Annotated in this window: 21 protein-coding genes; 11 read left to right on the forward strand and 10 right to left on the reverse strand. The window is 66.1% G+C overall.

Going from position 1 to position 18,660, the window contains the following annotated elements; genetic code table 11:
• Positions 1 to 47: 47 nt before the first annotated feature.
• Together eccD and mycP are read left to right on the forward strand one after the other, a co-directional pair.
• Positions 48 to 1,340, forward strand: coding sequence for a type VII secretion integral membrane protein EccD (gene eccD, locus A5724_RS00490; protein WP_232004650.1), 1,293 nt, complete (start codon positions 48 to 50; stop codon positions 1,338 to 1,340).
• Positions 1,337 to 2,710 carry a type VII secretion-associated serine protease mycosin gene (mycP, locus tag A5724_RS00495; protein WP_082964783.1) on the forward strand — a complete coding sequence of 458 codons (1,374 nt, stop codon included), beginning with the start codon at positions 1,337 to 1,339 and terminating at the stop codon, positions 2,708 to 2,710. Before eccD ends, mycP begins: the two co-directional genes overlap by 4 nt.
• Here the strand turns inward: mycP and eccB are convergent.
• The gene (gene eccB, locus A5724_RS00500; protein ID WP_067794464.1) at positions 2,675 to 4,033 is read right to left on the reverse strand and encodes a type VII secretion protein EccB; all 1,359 of its coding nucleotides are present in this window, start codon (positions 4,031 to 4,033) and stop codon (positions 2,675 to 2,677) included. The two genes, mycP and eccB, sit on opposite strands and share 36 nt — an antisense overlap.
• Before the next feature lie 93 nt (positions 4,034 to 4,126).
• On the opposite strand from eccB, the gene A5724_RS00505 reads away from it, so the two are divergent.
• Positions 4,127 to 5,134: a DUF4331 family protein gene (locus tag A5724_RS00505; protein WP_067794466.1), complete on the forward strand. Its 1,008-nt coding sequence runs from the start codon at positions 4,127 to 4,129 to the stop codon at positions 5,132 to 5,134.
• Positions 5,135 to 5,139: 5 nt separating this feature from the next.
• On the opposite strand, the gene A5724_RS00510 is transcribed toward A5724_RS00505, so the two are convergent.
• Positions 5,140 to 5,694: a CGNR zinc finger domain-containing protein gene (locus tag A5724_RS00510; RefSeq protein ID WP_067794646.1), complete on the reverse strand. Its 555-nt coding sequence runs from the start codon at positions 5,692 to 5,694 to the stop codon at positions 5,140 to 5,142.
• 75 nt (positions 5,695 to 5,769) lie between these two features.
• On the opposite strand from A5724_RS00510, the gene A5724_RS00515 reads away from it, so the two are divergent.
• From A5724_RS00515 to A5724_RS00530, 4 genes are all read left to right on the forward strand, one after another.
• Complete coding sequence (locus tag A5724_RS00515) at positions 5,770 to 6,768, forward strand: DMT family transporter (protein ID WP_067794467.1); 999 nt, start codon at positions 5,770 to 5,772, stop codon at positions 6,766 to 6,768.
• Positions 6,769 to 6,793: 25 nt separating this feature from the next.
• Positions 6,794 to 7,462 carry a cutinase family protein gene (locus A5724_RS00520; RefSeq protein WP_067794649.1) on the forward strand — a complete coding sequence of 223 codons (669 nt, stop codon included), beginning with the start codon at positions 6,794 to 6,796 and terminating at the stop codon, positions 7,460 to 7,462.
• A 105-nt stretch (positions 7,463 to 7,567) separates the two neighbouring features.
• Complete coding sequence (locus tag A5724_RS00525) at positions 7,568 to 8,161, forward strand: cutinase family protein (RefSeq protein ID WP_156752065.1); 594 nt, start codon at positions 7,568 to 7,570, stop codon at positions 8,159 to 8,161.
• Positions 8,162 to 8,292: 131 nt separating this feature from the next.
• The gene (locus A5724_RS00530; protein ID WP_156752066.1) at positions 8,293 to 8,892 is read left to right on the forward strand and encodes a cutinase family protein; all 600 of its coding nucleotides are present in this window, start codon (positions 8,293 to 8,295) and stop codon (positions 8,890 to 8,892) included.
• On the opposite strand, the gene truA is transcribed toward A5724_RS00530, so the two are convergent.
• From truA to infA, 8 genes are all read right to left on the reverse strand, one after another.
• Positions 8,889 to 9,758 carry a tRNA pseudouridine(38-40) synthase TruA gene (truA, locus tag A5724_RS00535; RefSeq protein WP_067794471.1) on the reverse strand — a complete coding sequence of 290 codons (870 nt, stop codon included), beginning with the start codon at positions 9,756 to 9,758 and terminating at the stop codon, positions 8,889 to 8,891. The genes A5724_RS00530 and truA overlap by 4 nt on opposite strands.
• A gap of 7 nt (positions 9,759 to 9,765) precedes the next feature.
• A complete protein-coding gene (gene rplQ, locus A5724_RS00540; protein ID WP_067794473.1) occupies positions 9,766 to 10,344 on the reverse strand; it encodes a 50S ribosomal protein L17 in 579 nt (192 codons plus the stop codon).
• A 61-nt stretch (positions 10,345 to 10,405) separates the two neighbouring features.
• Positions 10,406 to 11,458 (reverse strand): DNA-directed RNA polymerase subunit alpha, encoded by a 1,053-nt coding sequence (locus tag A5724_RS00545; protein ID WP_067794475.1) that lies wholly within the window; start codon positions 11,456 to 11,458, stop codon positions 10,406 to 10,408.
• Between the two features lie 76 nt (positions 11,459 to 11,534).
• Complete coding sequence (rpsD, locus tag A5724_RS00550; protein WP_067794477.1) at positions 11,535 to 12,140, reverse strand: 30S ribosomal protein S4; 606 nt, start codon at positions 12,138 to 12,140, stop codon at positions 11,535 to 11,537.
• Positions 12,141 to 12,155: 15 nt separating this feature from the next.
• Entirely contained in the window at positions 12,156 to 12,572 is a 417-nt protein-coding gene (gene rpsK / locus A5724_RS00555; RefSeq protein WP_067794479.1) for a 30S ribosomal protein S11, read from the reverse strand.
• Positions 12,573 to 12,576: 4 nt separating this feature from the next.
• Positions 12,577 to 12,951, reverse strand: a complete 375-nt coding sequence (gene rpsM, locus A5724_RS00560) for a 30S ribosomal protein S13 (protein WP_067794481.1) — start codon at positions 12,949 to 12,951, stop codon at positions 12,577 to 12,579.
• A 140-nt stretch (positions 12,952 to 13,091) separates the two neighbouring features.
• A complete protein-coding gene (rpmJ, locus tag A5724_RS32730; RefSeq protein WP_003879483.1) occupies positions 13,092 to 13,205 on the reverse strand; it encodes a 50S ribosomal protein L36 in 114 nt (37 codons plus the stop codon).
• 31 nt (positions 13,206 to 13,236) lie between these two features.
• The gene (gene infA, locus A5724_RS00565) at positions 13,237 to 13,458 is read right to left on the reverse strand and encodes a translation initiation factor IF-1 (RefSeq protein WP_003418601.1); all 222 of its coding nucleotides are present in this window, start codon (positions 13,456 to 13,458) and stop codon (positions 13,237 to 13,239) included.
• Between the two features lie 257 nt (positions 13,459 to 13,715).
• Between infA and A5724_RS00570 the strand changes: the two genes are divergently transcribed.
• The 4 genes from A5724_RS00570 to A5724_RS00585 are packed head-to-tail and all read left to right on the forward strand — an operon-like array spanning position 13,716 to position 18,649.
• Positions 13,716 to 15,416, forward strand: coding sequence for an FAD-dependent oxidoreductase (locus A5724_RS00570; protein WP_067794483.1), 1,701 nt, complete (start codon positions 13,716 to 13,718; stop codon positions 15,414 to 15,416).
• 13 nt (positions 15,417 to 15,429) lie between these two features.
• Complete coding sequence (locus A5724_RS00575; protein WP_067794484.1) at positions 15,430 to 16,920, forward strand: ATP-binding protein; 1,491 nt, start codon at positions 15,430 to 15,432, stop codon at positions 16,918 to 16,920.
• Between the two features lie 28 nt (positions 16,921 to 16,948).
• Positions 16,949 to 17,794 carry an LLM class F420-dependent oxidoreductase gene (locus A5724_RS00580; RefSeq protein WP_067794486.1) on the forward strand — a complete coding sequence of 282 codons (846 nt, stop codon included), beginning with the start codon at positions 16,949 to 16,951 and terminating at the stop codon, positions 17,792 to 17,794.
• A 12-nt stretch (positions 17,795 to 17,806) separates the two neighbouring features.
• Positions 17,807 to 18,649: an LLM class F420-dependent oxidoreductase gene (locus A5724_RS00585; protein WP_067794655.1), complete on the forward strand. Its 843-nt coding sequence runs from the start codon at positions 17,807 to 17,809 to the stop codon at positions 18,647 to 18,649.
• Positions 18,650 to 18,660: the final 11 nt, after the last annotated feature.

Here is an 18,660-nt window from a genome sequence, read left to right on the forward strand (position 1 = left end):
ACGCGCGTTACCGTCAGATCGCGGGGGGTGATGTGATGCCTGAATCCATGTGCCGATTAGCCGTTCAACACGACTCACGGTGCGTAGCTCTGGCGCTGCCGGCAAATGCGCCTGTTGGCGTGCTTCTACCTGCCGTGGTCGACCTCGTCGGCGCCTCGGTCGAGGGTCGCCGGTGGCATCTGTCGCGGGTGGGCCAGCCCCGGTTGGACGAGGCGATGAGTCTGCGCGACAACGCTGTTCACGACGGCGAATTGCTGTTGCTGACCACCGACGACATTCCGCCACCCGCGGAACTGCCCGACGGGCCTGCCCAAGCGGTCATCGCGGCGGCCGAGCACCACACCGTTCCCGCCGGTGCCACCACTGCGGCGGCGTGTCTGTCCGTGGCGCTGCTCGGTGTCACGGCGTCGATGTGGGGCGGCATCACTGGCGATGCGGTCGGCCACGTCGTCGCCACAGGCATCACTGCCACCGCGGCAGCGGTCGGCGCGGTGGTGTTGCGGCGCGATCCGCTTCGCGGTGCCGTCCTGGCCGCCATCGCCGTCATGTTCGGCGCCGTCGCAGGTTTTCTCGCCGTTCCCTCGGGTCCGCCCGCCGCCAGACTGCTGCTCGCATCGGCCGTCGGAGCCACCGTAGCCATCCTGCTTCGGCGCATCGCCGACTGCGCTGACATCTCGCTGTCGGCAATGGCCACGGCGGGCATCCTGACCAGTGTGGCAACGGTGTGCGGTGTCGGCGGGGTGTTGCCAGTCGCCGCGACAGGCGCGGTGCTCGCGTCGTCGGCACTGGCCACACTCGGGGTGGCGGCCAGATTATCCATTGCGGCAACGGGTTTGGCGCCCCGCGTGGGCGATCCCGACGCAGGAGAAGATCACACCGTCGAACCCCGAGCGCGTGCCGCGCAGCGCGCGCTGACCGGGCTGGTCATCGGGTCGGCCGCCGCGACGGCGGTCGGTGCCGGACTCGTCGTCTGGGACAGCATTCCCGAGCGCCGGTCGAGTGCCGCCGTCTTCGCGCTGGTCGTCGCTTCGGTGTTGACGTTGCGGGCACGCACCCACATCGACATCGCCCGCCGCGCCGGGCTCATCGTGTGCGGCGCGGTGTCTTTCGCCGCTGGCTGCGCGATCGTCGTGGCCGCGGCGCCGCATCGCGCGCAGTGGGTCTGCCTACTGGTCGCGGTGGCGGTGGCCGCCATGCTCTTTCGCCCGTCCGGGGCGGCGAATCCTCTTGTCCGCCGCACCGTCGACGTGCTGGAGTACGCCGTGCTTGCCGCCGTGGTTCCCACCGCGTGCTGGGTCGGTGGCGCGTATGCGATGCTCCGTGGGCTCAGCCTGTCATGACGCTCATCGATCGGATGGCAAGGCTGTGCATCGCCTGCGTGCTCGCGGGCGTACCGGTGGGCACCGCGCCTGCCGCAGTGGCGGTGACGCCGCCTGCAGTCGACGATTCGATGTTGCCCAAGCCCGGACCGCCGACGCCGCCGCGGCCAACGGAGCAGCGGGAGCGGTGCGCGACCGCGGCTACAACACAAGAGGCCGGTCCGGCGGCCCGACAATTCAAAGGGATTGATCTGCGGCAGCTTTGGCGGCTCAGTCGCGGCGCGGGGCAGACCGTGGCGGTCATCGACACCGGCGTGGCTCGCCACCGGTTGCTCCCCCACCTCGTTCCCGGCGGCGACTACGTTCACACCTCCGACGGCACCGTCGACTGTGATGGGCACGGCACGGTGGTTGCGGGGATCATCGGCGCGGAGCCAGACCCGGACGGATCGAACTTCAGCGGCGTGGCACCGGACGCCACCATCGTCAGCATCCGTCAGTCCAGCAACAAGTTTCGCGCCACCGACGATCCGACCGGCAGCGGCTTCGGCGACGTGGACACACTCGCCCGAGCCATCCGTACCGCCGCCGACCTGGGAGCCACTGTGATCAACGTGTCGTCGGTCGCGTGCCTGCCCGCCGACGGCGGATTGGACGACCGTCCGCTCGGCGCCGCGCTCGCCTACGCCGTCGACGTCAAAAACGCCGTCGTGGTGGCCGCCGCCGGAAACGTCGGCGGCCCAGGCCAATGCCCCACACAGAATCCGGCCAGCGATCCGGCGAAGCCCGGCCAGGCGGACTGGGATCACGTCAGCGTGGTGGTCAGCCCCGCCTGGTACGACGATTACGTGTTGACCGTCGGTTCGGTCGATCCCGACGGGGCGCCCTCATCCTTCAGCCTCGCCGGCCCGTGGGTGGACGTCGCCGCACCCGGCGAAGGTGTCGTCTCGTTGGACCCGGACGGGGAGGGTCTGCTCAGCAGCATGACCACATCCGGTGACCCGACGCCCATCTCGGGTACCAGTTATGCCGCACCTGTGGTCAGCGGCATCGTCGCACTCGTGCGGTCACGGTCGCCCGAATTGACCGCGCGAGAGGTCATGCGGCGCATCGAAACGACCGCGCGTCGCCCGGCATCCGGATGGGATCCTGTCGTCGGAAACGGCGTCGTCGACGCGGTCGCGGCGCTCAGCACCGGCGCGACGTCCCCGCGCACGCAGAATCTCGAGCGGCCCCTGTCCCAACCAACCACAAGGCCTGAAGATGGTCGGGGTTTCGGATTCGCAGTGGGCGGTGCCGCGGTCTGTCTCGCCGTGTCCGCGGCGAGCATTGCCGTGACGGCTTCGACCGCGCGGCTACGGCGATCCCGCGACACTGTCCCGCGCGACTGACGCGGCGCGCTTGCTCAATTCGGGTCCGCGCGGCAGCCACGACAGCACCGGCCACGGCGCGGGCACGGCCGCCTCGCTGAGACCGATGTGTTTCGCGGTGTCCTCGTCGGCAAGCCCGAAGACAACACCAGAGTCGTTGACGTAGTACAACGCACCGGCATTCGCCTCATCGCCGCCGATTCCGGCCGCCCAAACGTACGCACTGCGGCCCGGCGTCATCGCGAAGGCGTCCACGGACGGGCCCTCCGCGTCAGCCTGCGCCAGCGACATCACCGCCATCGGCAGCGAATCAACCGATACCACACTGGATTCGGCTCCTGCCGCGGTGGGCTGCCACCGTGTACACACGATGGCCTCATCGGACACCCCACTACGCTCGGGGAAGTCTGCGACAGGCAACGTGTCGAGAATCGGCAGGGCCGCGACGGAATCGGGTGACACGGTGGTGATGTCTCGATCGTCCTGTGAGTCGGCGAACCGGATGAGGTCCGCGACCACCTCGCTGATGCGTTGCACACCCTCGGCAAGCAGGACGTAATACTCCTCCGCATCGGCACGGATCACCCGCACGACCGTTCCGACCGGCATCCCGCGCACCGGACTCGGCGAACCCGCACCGTCGATGCGGGGCGCCCGGAGAACTGGCGCTTCCGGCGTCGCGTCCAACAGAGCGCGCGAAACAGGGCGCGGGACAACGCCGTCCAGCCGCAGGGCCCGCACGACCGCGCGGTCGCGCAGATCCACCTGGGCGCGCCACCCGCCGTAGAGTAGATACGTGGTCGCGGCGCTTTCGGACCGCGGCGTGACCAGGACGCCGGCAGACGCGCTGCCCGGCAATGGTCCGGCGACCACGGTGGTCCTGGATTTCTCGTCGCAGACGGCCCAGCCTGATTCGTCGCCACGGAGCGGCGCGGAAACTCCGGCGGGTGCGCCCGGGATGCCGAGCAGTGGGCCGCGCTTGGCATTGTCGACAGCTGTCGCGCTCACCGCCTCGGGATTCGCCGGCGCACCGGCGATCAACCGGGCCGAGGTGAGGTTCGGCACGGGATGCACGACGTCGCCCACCCGGACGTAGAGGGCACCCGATTCGCGCACGATCACGATCTGCGCGTCGCCGAGCGTACCCGGCGGCCGAAGCAACGCCAGCACGATGCAGACCGCGGCGACGATCACCGCGATCACGCCGCCCGCTGTGAACGAAATCGATTGCGCGCGAATCGGATCATCGGGCATCCGCGTGTCACCGCGCACCAACGCGTGTTCCAGCCGGCGCAGCAGAAACCGGTACCCGCTGACTTGCAACTTCGTCGAGTGCCCAGCCATCAGTCCCCCATCAGCCAGCCTAGCGTCGGCCGTAGGGACCTCGGGTCACCATTTCCTCGGCGCGCCACTCGACTGCGATGTACGTTTTGCAACATGTCCAACCACTTCACCGGGCTGAGCCTCGGACCGCCGCTCGGCGACCAGCGACTGGATCTTTGCGACCTCTACGCGTTCCTGTCGCCGTCCGACCCCACCCGCACGGTGATCATCATGAACGCCAACCCGCTGGCCGACGCGCTGCACCCGGACGCGGTCTACCGGGTGGCGATCGACAACGACGGAGACCTGTTGAACGACATCGCTTTCAGCTATGTGTTCTCCGAACCGGTCAACGGCAAGCAGACCGTCGACGTCTACCTGGCGGCCAACGATGAAGCCGAGGAACCTGAGGCTGTCGGTGAGGTGATCTTCTCCGGCGTCTCGGTGTCGTTCGTCGGCGACGAGCCGCACATCGCGACATCCGGTGACTTCACGTTCTTTGCGGGCGCCCGCAGCGACGCGTTCTTCTTCGACTACGACGGCATCAAGAATCTGTTCGACACCTCAGGAAAGCGAAACTTCACCGATCTGACACTGCCCGGCGAATCACCCTGGACCGGAGTCGATTCCAACCTCGAAGCCAACGTCTTCTCCATCGCCATCGAGATGCCGACCAGCTTCCTTGGCGCAGACCCCGACATCAGGATCTGGGGCCGCTGCAGCGTGCGCAGGGACGGCAAGCTGATGCATGTCGACCGTGCCGGTCACCCATCGGTCAGCAGCTTCTTCAACACCGATGACACCAAGGAGGAATACAACGCCACCGAACCGGTCAGCGATAGGGAGCGCTGGATCGACATGTTCATCCACCAACTCGGTCACACCGGCGGCTACTCGCGGTCCGAAGCCATCAAGGCGATCGACACCGAGGGGACCCTGCCCGACATGTTGACGTTCAACCCCTCCAAGCCGGCGAAGTACCCGAACGGACGGGTCTTCACCGACGACGTCATCGACTACCGGCTTGCGTTTCTGACCAAGGGCGAATGCCCACCCTCTGGCCTGAGCCCGCACACCGACACGCTCACCGAATTCCCGTACCTGGGCCCGCCGCACCAGTAACGGCGCTACCCCTCTTTCGCGCGCCGCTCCCGATATGCGGCCACATGCTGACGGTTACCGCAGTTGCCGGTGTCGCAGAATTTGCCGGAGCGGTTGCGCGAAAGGTCGACCAGCACGGCCTCGCAATCCGGCGCCGCACACACCTTGAGCCGTCGCAACTCCCCGATGCGGATCAAGTCGGCCAGCGCCATCGCGATCTCGGCGCCCATGCGCTGCCACAACGGATCGTGCACCGATGCCAGATGTAGATGCCACTCCGGCTGTTCGGTGTGCCGGGTCAGCCACGGCGACGCTTTGGTGTCGCTCAGCAGCGCGTTCACCTGCTCGACGGCGCGTACCTCCGCGTCAGCGGCGTCCCAGATCTTGCCGAGCCGCTCCCGCAGCCGATGGATCGACGCCAACTCGGCGTCGTCGTGGTCGCGGCGGCCGGTCCAGCCGTAGCCGTCCAGGAAGTCGTCGAGGGCCGCCAGGTCACCGAGGCGCTCACCGTCCACCCGATCGCTGTTGACCAGCCCACATGCGGCGCGCAGTGTGAGCTCGGTGTCATGACTGAAAAGCATTTGACCCATGACCTCTCCCTGACGTAACGTCACGACCAAAGCAAATTTTACTCATGACATACCGGAGGTGCAGCCATGGCGACCACTCAGTCGACGGTCGACCACTTCCGGTTCGGGTTGTTGCTCGCGGTTGGCTCCGCCTTCGCCTTCGGGTCCTCGGGGCCGTTCGCCAAGTCGCTGATGGAGTCCGGCTGGAGCCCGACGGCGGCGGTCACGGCCCGGCTCGCGGGCGGCGCGCTGCTGATGGCGATCTTCGCGACGATCGTCAAGCGCGACTGGGTCAGTGAGGCGCTGCACCACGGCAAGACTGTCGTCGCCTACGGCCTCATCCCGATCGCCGGCGCACAGTTGTGCTACTTCAACGCCGTCGCGCACCTGTCCGTAGGTGTCGCACTGCTGTTGGAGTACACCGCGCCGATCCTGGTGGTCGGATGGGTGTGGGCCACCACGGGGCGTCGGCCCAGCGGCCTCACGCTGACAGGCGTAGCACTGGCCATTGCGGGAATCGTGTTGGTACTTAACGTCTTTGCGGGTGCCCACATCAACCTCATCGGCGTCGGCTGGGCGCTGGCCGCCGCCGTCTGCGCCGCTTGCTACTTCGTGATGTCCTCTTCGGTGGCCACCGACGGCGACGGCCTCGACCCGATCACCTTGTCGACCGCAGGCCTGATCGTCGGCGCGGCCGCTGTCGCTGTCCTCGGCGTCACCGGCGTGATGCCGCTGACCTTCACCACCAACACGGCGGTCGTCGCCGGAATGACGACATCTTGGTTGGTGCCGGTCATCGCATTGGCGCTCATCCCGACCGCGATCGCCTACACCCTGGGCATCATGGGTATCGCCCGGCTGCAGCCGCGGTTCGCGTCGCTGGTCGGACTGTCCGAGGTGATGTTCGCCGTGCTGGCAGCGTGGGTGTTGCTGGGCGAAGCCATCACACTGAGCCAGGCGCTCGGCGGCATCGTCGTTCTCGTCGGGCTGGCCCTGGCCCGCCAGGGCGATCGCAGTGAGAAGCTGGCCGAAGCGTCCTGGCCTGACGCCCCCGTCAGCGGATCCGCGTTGGGAGCAAAGGGTTAGCCCCAGTTGATCGAGATATGTGAAGATGACCGGCGTGACTTCGCTCCGCATAACGGCCCGGTTGGCCGCAATCATCTCCACCCTCGTCGGCGCGGCCACCACGCTGGCGGTCGCCCCGGTGGCAGCGGCGGATCCCTGCCCGGACATCGAGGTCATCTTCGCCCGCGGCACACATGACGCGCCAGGGCTGGGGAATCCCGGGCAGGCCTTCGCCGACACCCTCAGAGGGCTCGTCGGCGGCCGCACCCTCAGCACGTACGCGGTGGACTACCCCGCCAGCTACGACTTCCTCGAGGCAGCGACCGGCGCCACCGACGCCGCGAACCGCATTGCGACGATGGCTTCCTCCTGCCCGTCGACGAAGCTGGTCCTCGGCGGCTACTCGCAGGGCGCGGCCGTGGTCGACATGCTGGCCGGCGTCCCGCCGCTGGGCAACAAAATCGGTGACATCGGGTCAGCGCCTCCGCTGGCAAGCAATCTGGTGCCCAACGTCGCGGCGGTGGCGGTGTTCGGTAACCCGGCGACGAAATTCAGCAACCCGATCACCTCCTCGGTCTTCGGCGGTCGCGCCATCGACCTCTGCAAGGACGGCGATCCCATCTGCTCGCCCGGCCGGAACCCGTTTGCCCATAGCGATTACGTGAGCGCAGGGCTGACGGACCAGGCCGCGAACTTCGTCGCAGGCATCATTTAGCCCGGCTATCGGCTATCATTTGTCGTGCCTGTGAACCGAATTCGCCGCCTCGCCGTCGCCGCTCTTGCGGCCTACGCCGGTGTTCTCGCAACAACGGTGTCGCCCATGCCAATTGGGGTCGCGTCAGCCGACGACTGCCCAGACATCGAAGTGACCTTCGCCCGCGGTACCAATGACGCACCCGGCCTCGGCAACGTCGGCGACGCATTCGTCTCCGCGTTGCGCGGAAAGGTCGGCGGCCGGTCGGTGGGCGCCTATGCGGTCAACTACCCCGCCAACTACGACTTCCTCGCGGCAGCCGACGGCGCCAACGACGCCAGCGCGCACATCCAGTACATGGTGAACAACTGCCCGAACACCCGGTTGGTGCTTGGCGGCTATTCGCAGGGCGCGGCCGTGATCGACGTCATCGCCGCGGTGCCGATGCCGGTGCTGGGTTTCAACGACCCGCTTCCGCCGAACGTACCCGACCACGTCGCAGCCATCGCCGCATTCGGCAACCCCTCGGCCAAACTGGGCCTGCCCCTGACCGTCAGCCCGGTCTACGGCAGCAGGGCGATCGACCTGTGCAATGCGAATGACCCGATCTGCCAGACCGACGGTGAAAGCGTCGCGGCGCACCGGGCCTACCCGGGGGGACCGACCGATCAGGCGGCTAACTTCGTCGCCGGGCTGCTTCCGCAGCCAATCTCAAATTGACGCGAAGGTGCACACTCTCGGTTAGGATCGGCTAAGTGGGGACTGATCTTGACCCTCGCCGATGGGTCCGACGAGGTCTAATACTCTTCTGCGCAGCACTTCTCGCTGCTACCGGTCTAGTGGCGCCGGCGATGGCGCCGACTCGCGATGCCCTCCCGTCGGCGTCTGCGGCCTGCCCAGCGGTGGAGGTGATCTTCGCCCGCGGGCGGCTGGAGTCGCCGGGCGTTGGGGTGCTCGGCAACGCGTTCGTCAACGCGCTGCGTTCGAAGAGCAACAAGAACATCGGGGTCTATGCGGTGCGCTATCCCGCCGACAACCAAATCGATGTCGGGGCCAATGACATGAGCGCCCACGTGCAATCCATGATGAACAGCTGCCCGGATACGCGGTTGGTGCTTGGTGGTTATTCGCTCGGCGCTGCGGTCACCGACGTCGTGCTGGCGGTGCCGTTCGAGTTCTTCGGGTTCGACAACCCACTGCCGCCTGGTGCGGATCAGCACATCGCCGCCGTCGCGCTGTTCGGCAACGGCGTCGCCTGGGTGGGCCCGATCACCAACTTCAATCCGATCTACCGCGACAGGACCATCGAGTTGTGTCACGGCGCCGACCCGATCTGCAACCCGGCCGACCCCAACACGTGGCAGGACAACTGGCCCGCCCACCTCGCCAACGCTTACATCGGCGCGGGCATGGCGAATCAAGCCGCGGACTTCGTCTCGGGCCGCGTCTAGTCGATGACGCGCAGGTCTCGTGTGACGGCGGTGCGCGCCCCCAGTTGATCGTCGGGCGGATAATCCACCCCGATCAACGTCAGGCCGTGCGCCGGTGCCGCCGCGAAGTCACTGGACCGTTGGGTTGCGGTCAACAACCCTACGCACCAATCTGGTTCGCGTCGATGCTCGCCCACCGCCAGCAGCGCGCCGACCAGTGACCTCACCATCGACCAGCAGAACGCGTCGGCGCTGACGTCAGCGATGACCCGGTCACCGTCCCGTCTCCAGTCCAGCCGCTGCAGGTCGCGAATCGTGGTGGCGCCCTGACGCTGACGGCAGAAGGCGGCGAAGTCGTGCAGCCCTACCAGATGTCGTGAGGCCGCCGCCATCGCCTCGACGTCCAGCGGCCGAGGCCACGCCGTCACGAAGCGCGCCTCCTGAGGCTCGACGCCGTACGGGGCGGTCGACAATCGGTAGACATAGTGTCTGCGCAGCGCCGAAAAGCGAGCGTCGAAACCCGCTGCCGCACGGCTGATGTCGAGGATCCGGACATCGGAGGGCAGGAATCTGGCAAGGCGACGCACCAGCGGCAGGAACTCGCTGTCCCCCTCGCGGGTCGTACGCGGATACGCATTCGGCAGGGCGTCGCCAGGAACGTCCACGTGCGCCACCTGCCCCGTGGCATGCACACCCGCGTCGGTGCGACCCGCCGCGCGCAGTTGAACGGAAGCGCGGAACACCGTCGACAGTGCGTCGTCGAGAACGCCCGCGACGGTCCGCTGCCCGGCCTGTAGCGCCCATCCGGCGAATTCGGTTCCGTCGTAGGCGATATCGAGCCGAAGACGAACAAACCCGCCACCGGAATCGATGGCGGGCTCGTTCATGGCTTCGCTACTTGTCGTCGTCGGCCTTGTCCTCGGCCTTAGCCTCGGCGACCTCTTCGGCAGCCTCAGCGGTCTGGGCCTCCTCGATCGCCTCGTCCTCGGCCTTGACCTCGTCGACGGTCGGGCCTTCGGCGGCTTCCGGTTCGACCGCGGCCTGCGGAGCGGCCGCGGCAGCAACCTTCTTCGCACCCGCGGCGCGACGCGCCCTGTTGGCCTCGTCGGTGACCGTCTTCTCCCGCACCAGTTCGATGACCGCCATCGGAGCGTTGTCGCCCTTGCGGTTCTCGACCTTGATGATGCGGGTGTAGCCGCCGTTGCGGTCGGCGTAGAACGGCCCGATCTCGGCGAACAGGGCGTGCACCACGTCCTTGTCGCGGATCTTCTTCATCACCTCACGCCGGTTGTGCAGCGCACCCTTCTTGGCGTGGGTGATCAGCTTCTCCGCGTAGGGCCGCAACGCCCGAGCCTTGGGCTCGGTCGTCTTGATCCGGCCGTGCTCGAACAGCGACGTGGCCAGGTTGGCCAGAATCGCCTTCTGGTGCGAGGACGACCCGCCGAGGCGAGGGCCCTTGGTGGGCTTGGGCATTGCGACTTCTCCTATGTGGGGCCGACCCCCGTATCAGGTAGGGCCGGGACGGACTTCTTGTTTAGAGCTGTTCGGTTTCGGCGTAGTCCTGGTTGTCGTCCAGGTCGTAGCCGGCGTCACTGTTCCAGGTACCGGTGGCCACGTCGTAACCGGCGACCTCGGACGGATCAAACGTGGCCGGGCTGTCCTTGAGCGAGAGACCCAGCTGATGCAGCTTGATCTTCACCTCGTCGATGGACTTCTGGCCGAAGTTACGGATGTCCAGCAGATCGGACTCCGTGCGGGCGACGAGCTCGCCCACCGTGTGCACACCCTCGCGCTTGAGGCAGTTGTACGAGCGCACCGTGAGGTCCAGATCGTCGATCGGCAGCGCGAAGCTGGCGATGTGATCCGCCTCGGCGGGCGACGGGCCGATCTCGATGCCCTCGGCTTCGACGTTGAGTTCGCGTGCCAGACCGAACAATTCGACCAGCGTCTTACCCGCCGATGCCAGCGCGTCGCGAGCGGTGATCGAACTCTTGGTCTCGACGTCGAGGATCAGCTTGTCGAAGTCGGTGCGCTGCTCGACACGGGTGGCCTCCACCTTGTAGGTGACCTTCAGCACCGGCGAATAGATGGAATCGACTGGGATGCGGCCGATTTCGGCACCCGACGCCTTGTTCTGCACAGCGGGCACGTAACCGCGGCCACGCTCGACGACCAGCTCGACCTCGAGCTTGCCCTTGTCGTTCAGTGTCGCGATGTGCATCTCGGGGTTGTGCACCGTCACACCGGCAGGCGGAACGATGTCACCCGCGGTGACCTCACCCGGGCCCTGCTTGCGCAGATACATGGTGACCGGCTCGTCCTCCTCGGACGACACGACCAGACCCTTGAGGTTCAGGATGATGTCGGTAACGTCTTCCTTGACCCCGGGGACGGTGGTGAACTCGTGTAGCACGCCGTCGATGCGAATGCTGGTGACCGCCGCGCCCGGGATGGACGACAGCAGCGTGCGCCGAAGCGAATTACCAAGCGTGTAACCGAATCCGGGCTCCAGCGGTTCGATGACGAACTGCGACCGGTTCTCGGACTTGACCTCTTCGGACAGGGTGGGTCGCTGAGAAATCAGCATGTTTTCTTTCCTCCTTCGCGACAACCGCTATTTGATGTCGCGTGTCCCGGCCGCCATCCGGACGGCCGAGAAGTCTTTACTTCGAGTAGAGCTCGACGATCAGCTGCTCCTGCAGCGGGATGTCGATCTGCGCGCGCTCTGGCAACTGGTGCACCAGGATCCGCTGACGCTCGCCGACCACCTGCAGCCAGCCAGGGATCGGACGGTCGCCCGCGGTCTCGCGTGCGACTTCGAACGGCAACGTGTTCAGCGACTTCGGCTTGACGTCGATGATGTCGTACTGGGACACCCGGTAGCTCGGGATGTCCACCTTGACGCCGTTGACGGTGAAGTGGCCGTGGCTGACCAGCTGGCGCGCCATACGACGCGTTCGGGCCAGGCCGGCACGGTAGATCACGTTGTCGAGACGGCTCTCGAGGATCCGCAGCAGGTTGTCACCGGTCTTGCCGGGCAGCCGGTTGGCCTCTTCGTAGTAGCGGCGGAACTGCTTCTCCATCACGCCGTAGGAGAAGCGGGCCTTCTGCTTCTCCTGCAGCTGCTGGCGGTACTCGCTCTCCTTGACCCGCGCACGGCCGTGCTGACCGGGCGGGTAGGGGCGCTTCTCGAACGACTGATCGCCACCGACCAGGTCGACGCCGAAGCGGCGCGACTTGCGGGTGGCGGGTCCGGTGTAACGAGCCATAAGTCAGATTCCTCCCTAGACCCGGCGCCGCTTCGGCGGACGGCAACCGTTGTGCGGCTGCGGCGTGACGTCGGAAATGGCGCCGACCTCGAGGCCGGCGGCCTGCAGTGACCGGATGGCGGTCTCACGGCCCGAACCCGGGCCCTTCACGAACACGTCGACCTTTTTCACGCCGTGCTCCTGCGCCTTGCGCGCGGCGTTCTCGGCGGCCAACTGTGCGGCGAACGGGGTCGACTTACGCGAACCCTTGAAACCGACGTGACCCGACGACGCCCAGGCGATGACGTTGCCCTGCGGATCGGTGATGGACACGATCGTGTTGTTGAACGTGCTCTTGATGTGCGCGGCGCCGTGCGGGACGTTCTTCTTTTCCCTGCGGCGGGTCTTCTGGCCCTTCTTCGCCGCGGAGGCACCCTTTTTTGCTGGTGGCATCTACTTACCTGGCCTTCTTCTTGCCGGCGATGGTGCGCTTCGGACCCTTGCGGGTGCGCGCATTGGTCTTGGTCCGCTGGCCGCGCACCGGCAGGCCACGGCGGTGCCGCAGGCCCTGGTAGCAGCCGATCTCGATCTTGCGGCGGATGTCGGCCTGCACCTCGCGGCGCAGGTCGCCCTCGACCTTGAGGTTGGCTTCGATGTAGTCGCGCAACTGGGTGACCTGATCGTCGGTCAGGTCCTTGGTGCGCAGGTTCCGGTCGATGCCGGTGGCTTCCAGGATCTCCTGGGAGCGGGTACGGCCGACGCCGTAGATGTAGGTCAGCGCGATCTCCATGCGCTTATCGCGCGGAAGATCGACGCCCACGAGACGTGCCATCAGGCGGTGTTCCTTCTTCTATGCGGAGGTCTGGTCCCAGTCCGTTCCCTCGTAATGGGGTCCGGCCTCCGTTCCGGACGTAACTGAGCAGCCGATCCACTCAGTGGTACTGGGATTTCATCATTCAGTTGTCGGCAAGATCAGCCTTGGCGCTGCTTGTGGCGCGGATCTGAGCAGATCACCATGACCCGCCCATGCCGACGGATCACCCTGCACTTGTCGCATATGGGCTTGACGCTCGGGTTCACCTTCACGGCTGTCGTCGATCCTTCTCGTTCTGTCGTCTTACTTGTACCGGTAAACAATGCGGCCCCGGGACAGGTCGTAGGGAGACAACTCCACCACGACGCGGTCCTCGGGCAGGATGCGGATGTAGTGCTGCCGCATCTTGCCGCTGATGTGGGCAAGAACCTTGTGTCCGTTCTCCAGCTCGATGCGAAACATCGCATTGGGCAGAGGCTCGACCACGCGGCCCTCGACCTCGATGGCACCGTCTTTCTTGGCCATTGTGTTTCGGAGATCCTCCGTGTCCCTGTAGATCGTTGGCGCCCGGTCGGCGCAGCTTCGTCCGACTACAAAACGTGGGCCTGTAGCCAGAAATTCCAGCTTGTCGAGGACAGAGAGCACGCAGGAGCCGGCGCGGGAGCCGCACCGTCGATCTATGATACCCGTTCGGCGGCGTGCCCCAAAATCGCGGAAGGCCCAGGCCAGCGGGGCCATCTTAGGCCGATAACCGCTGGACAACGGGAGCATACTGATAACCGATGACTGCACCGGTCTCTACGCCCCGCAAACCCGTCTTGCTGACAGTCGACGACGACCCCGCGGTCTCCCGCGCGGTCGCGCGCGACCTGCGCCGCCACTACGGCGACCGTTACCGCATCGTGCGCGCCGAAACGGGCCTGGAAGCCCTGGAAACCCTCAACGAACTGAAGCTGCGCGGCGACACCGTCGCCGTGTTCGTGGCCGACTACCGGATGCCGCAGATGAGCGGCATCGAGTTCCTCGAAGAGGCGATGGACATCTACCCGCTCGCCCGCCGCGTGCTGCTGACCGCGTACGCCGACACCCACGCCGCCATCGACGCGATCAACGTCGTCGACCTGGACCACTACCTGCTCAAGCCGTGGGACCCGCCGGAGGAGAAGCTGTACCCGGTGATCGACGGCCTGCTCGAGGCGTGGCACGCCACCGGCGACCGCGCGATCCCGCACACCAAGGTGATCGGCCACCGCTGGAACGAGCGGTCCTGGGAGGTGCGCCAGTTCCTGGCCCGTAACCAGCACTCGTTCCGCTCGTTCAATGCCGACGAACCCAAGGGCAAACAGCTGCTGGACGCGGCGGGCCTGGACGGCTTCCAGCTTCCCGTCGTGATCACCGAGCAGGGCGAGACACTCGTCGAACCCACCGACGCCGAACTGGCAGGGATGCTGGGCCTGTCGACCACCCCGTCGCTGGAGATGTACGAACTGGCGGTCATCGGCGGCGGCCCCGCAGGTTTGGCGGCCGCGGTGTACGGCGCCTCGGAAGGCCTCAAGACCGTGCTCATCGAGGAGACCACCACCGGCGGGCAGGCCGGCCGCAGCTCCAGGATCGAGAACTACCTCGGTTTCGAGATGGGTATCTCGGGTGCGGAGTTGACGACGTCGGCGCGCCGGCAGGCCGAGCGGTTCGGCGCCGAGGTCATCACCACCCGCAAGGCCGTCGCGCTGCACGCCGGGGACAGCGGCACCGCACGCACCATCGAGTTCGCGGACGGCAGCACCATCGCAGCGCAGGCGGTCATCCTCGCTACCGGCGTCTCCTACCGTCAACTGCAGAACGTTCCCGGCTGTTGGGACGACCCCGACGACAACGCCTGCAACTACATCGGCCGGGGTGTGTACTACGGCGCCTCGGTGTCCGATTCCAGCGAGTGCGCGGGCGAGGACGTCTACATCGTCGGCGGCGCTAATTCGGCAGGCCAAGCGGCGATGTTCATGTCCCACTCCGCCAAACACGTGACGCTGCTGGTGCGTGGCCCGTCGCTGGAGGCGTCGATGTCCTACTACCTGATCCAGCAGATCGAGAAGAACGACAAGATCTCCGTCCGGGTGTGCACCGAGGTCGTCGACACCATCGGCGAGGACGACCACCTGACCGGTCTGGTGCTGCACAACAAGCAGAGCGGCGAGAACGAAACGGTCAACTGTGACCGGCTGTGCTGCTTCATCGGCGCCGAGCCGCGCACGGACTGGCTCGACGTGGTGGCCAAGGACGACCACGGGTTCATCCTGTCCGGCCCAGACCTCAAGGACGTTTCCGGGTGGACGCTGGATCGCCCGCCGCACCACTTGGAAACAAGCGTGCCGGGTGTGTTTGTTGCAGGTGATGTGCGAGCCGAATCCGCCAAGCGGGTGGCAGCAGCCGTCGGCGAAGGGTCGATGGCGGTGATGTTGGTGCACCGCTACCTAGCGGAAACTTAGGAAAGAAGTCGACATGGGCGAGACTGGAAGCAAATGCCTGCCTGACGAACTGCGGACGCTGTTCCTGTTCGAGGCCCTGACCGACGAGCAGCTGCAGATGCTATGCGAAAACGGTCATATCGAGTCTTTCGAACCCGGCCCGATCGTCGTCGAAGGGGAACCGGCGACCTGCTTCTACGTCCTGCTCGATGGTGAGCTGATCATGTCCAAACGGTCGGCAGGCATGGACATCGTGACCGGACGCACCTCGCAGCGAGGCGTCTACTGCGGTGCGTGGTCGGCGTATGTGCCCGCCGAGGAACACCTATATGAAGCCTCGGTGCGGGTGACCAAGCCGTCGCGGTTCTTCGTACTCGACGCCGAAGCGTTCGCCACCTTCATGCGCAGCCAGTTCCCGATGGCGGTACATCTGCTCGAGGGACATATGGTCGGTGGCCTGCGCCAGCGTCAGATCATCGGACAGCGGGAGAAGCTGCTTGCGCTGGGCACCATCACCGCGGGTCTGACCCATCAGCTCAACAACCCGGCCGCCGCAATCTCCCGCGACGTGTCGAACCTGCGCGAGAACGTCGGCAAGATGCGTCACAAGCTGTCGATGCTCGCCGACGGTAAGTTCACGCCCGAGGCGCTGCGCGTGTTGGTGTCCATCCAGGACGAGGTGGCCGAGCAGGTAGCCAAGGCCAAGACCCACGAACTCAGTCCGCTGGAGACCTCTGACCGCGAGGACGAGATTGGCGACTGGCTGGAGGACCACGGGATCGCCAGCGGCTGGGATTACGCGCCGACGTTCGTCGAGGCTGGACTCGACATCGACTGGCTGGAACGTGTTGTGGCGTCGATCGACGACGTCGACTGCTCAGCCACGTTGCAAAGCGCGATCGGCTGGCTGAAATACACCATCGACACGGAACTCTCTGTGAATCGGATTGCCGAAGCCAGTAAGCGCATTTCGGCACTGCTCGCAGGCACCAAGCAGTACTCGCAGATGGACCGGGCGCCGTATCAGTCCGCGGACATCCACGAGCTGTTGTGGAGCACGGTGATGATGTTCGGCGAGAAGGTCGGCAAGGAGGCGCCGATCAAGATCGTCAAGGACCTCGACAAGTCGATACCTGAATTGCTCTGCTACCCAGGCGATCTCAACCAGGTCTGGACGAACATCATCGACAACGCGATTCAGGCCATGGATGGCCACGGCACGCTGACGCTGCGCACCCGCCGGGAATCCGACGAGATGATCAGGGTCGAGATCTGCGACGACGGCCCCGGTATCCCCGACGACATCATCGACCGCATCTTCACTCCGTTCTTCACCACCAAGCCGTTCGGCGAAGGCACCGGCCTTGGCCTCGACCTGGCCTGGCGCATCGTGGTGGAAAAGCATCGTGGCAATCTGCGCGTGGAGTCGCAGCCCGGCGAGACCAAGTTCATCGTGACGCTGCCACTGCAGGCGCCCGCACCGGAACTACCGACGCCGACGGAGCTTCCTGCCGGAGTGGAATAGTGGCGACTCGGTCGAAGTTAACCCGACCATGACGAAGCCCAATCTCGGCGCCTACGGCGTATTCGGCCACCACCAGCTTTGGCAACAACTCAGTCCGGCGCAACTCAAAGACATCGAAGCGCTCGGATACGGCGCGATCTGGGCGGGCGGGTCACCGGCGGCCGAGTTGGCTTGGGTGGAGCCACTTCTGGAGCCGACCACCACGCTGCAGGTCGCCACGGGCATTGTCAACATCTGGACGGCCGACCCAGGACCGGTCGCCGAGTCCTACCACCGCATCGACACCGCCTACCCTGGTCGCTTCCTGTTGGGTATCGGCGTCGGCCACCCGGAGGCGGGCCACGAGTATCGCAAGCCCTACGACGCGCTGGTGGAGTACCTGGACAAGCTCGACGAGCACGGCGTGCCGAAGGACCGTCGGGTGGTCGCGGCGTTGGGACCCCAGGTCCTCAAGCTGTCCGCGCGCCGCGCCGCAGGCCCGCACCCGTATCTGACGACGCCCGAGCACACCGCGCAGGCCCGCGAACTGCTCGGCCCTGACGCGTTCATCGCACCAGAACACAAGGTCGTGTTGACCACCGACGCCGAGAAGGCGCGCGCCGTCGGCCGCAAGGCGCTCGAGATCTACCTCAACCTGACGAACTACCTCAACAGCTGGAAACGTCTCGGGTTCAGTGATGAAGAGGTCGCGAAACCGGGTAGTGACCGTCTGGTGGACGCGGTCGTTGCCTACGGCACCGTCGACGCGATCGCGGCGCGACTGAAGGAGCACCTGGACGCGGGCGCTGACCATGTGCCGGTGCAGGTGTTGACGTCGCCGGACAAGCTGGTGCCTGCGCTCGCCGAACTGGCCGGACCACTCGGACTGAAGTAAGGGGAAATGGACATGACCGAACTCAAACCGGACCTGGGCCGCTACGGCGTCTGGACCTTCGGATCGCCGGGGCCGGAACAGGCCGCCGAGATCGAAAAACTCGGCTACGGCGCGCTGTGGGTCGGCGGTTCACCCAAGGGGGATCTGGCGTTCGTCGAGCCGATCCTGGATCAGACACAGACGCTGCAAGTGGCAACCGGCATCGTCAACATCTGGACAGCGGACGCCGGCGAGGTCGCCGAGTCGTATCACCGCATCGAGAAGGCGTTTCCGGGTCGCTTCCTGCTGGGTGTCGGGGTCGGCCACCCCGAACACACCCAGGAGTACCGCAAGCCCTACGACGCGCTGGTGGAGTATCTCGACGTGCTGGACGCGAACAAGGTGCCGACCAGCCGCCGGGTGATCGCGGCGCTCGGCAAGAAGGTGCACGAGTTGGCCGCGAAGCGCAGCGCGGGCGCGCATCCCTACCTGACGACGCCGGAACACACCGCGCTGGCACGCGAATGGATTGGGCCGACAGTGTATTTGGCGCCCGAGCACAAGGTGGTGCTGACCACGGACGCGGAGCAAGCCCGGGCGATCGGACGCGAGACCGTCGACTTTTATCTGAATCTGAGCAACTACCTGAACAATTGGAAGCGGCTCGGCTTCACCGACGAGGACATCGCAAAGCCGGGTAGCGACAAGCTGATCGACGCGGTGGTCGCGCACGGCAGCGCCGACGACATCGCCAAGCGGCTGAACGAACATTTGGAGGCCGGCGCGGATTCGGTGCTGATCCAGGTGCTCGGTGGACCGGACAAGCTGCTGCCGACACTGACGGAACTGGCGGGACCGCTCGGGCTGAAGGGCTGAGCGTCGGCGGC

This window comes from Mycobacterium sp. ACS1612, from assembly GCF_001667505.1.
Taxonomy (GTDB): Bacteria; Actinomycetota; Actinomycetes; order Mycobacteriales; family Mycobacteriaceae; genus Mycobacterium.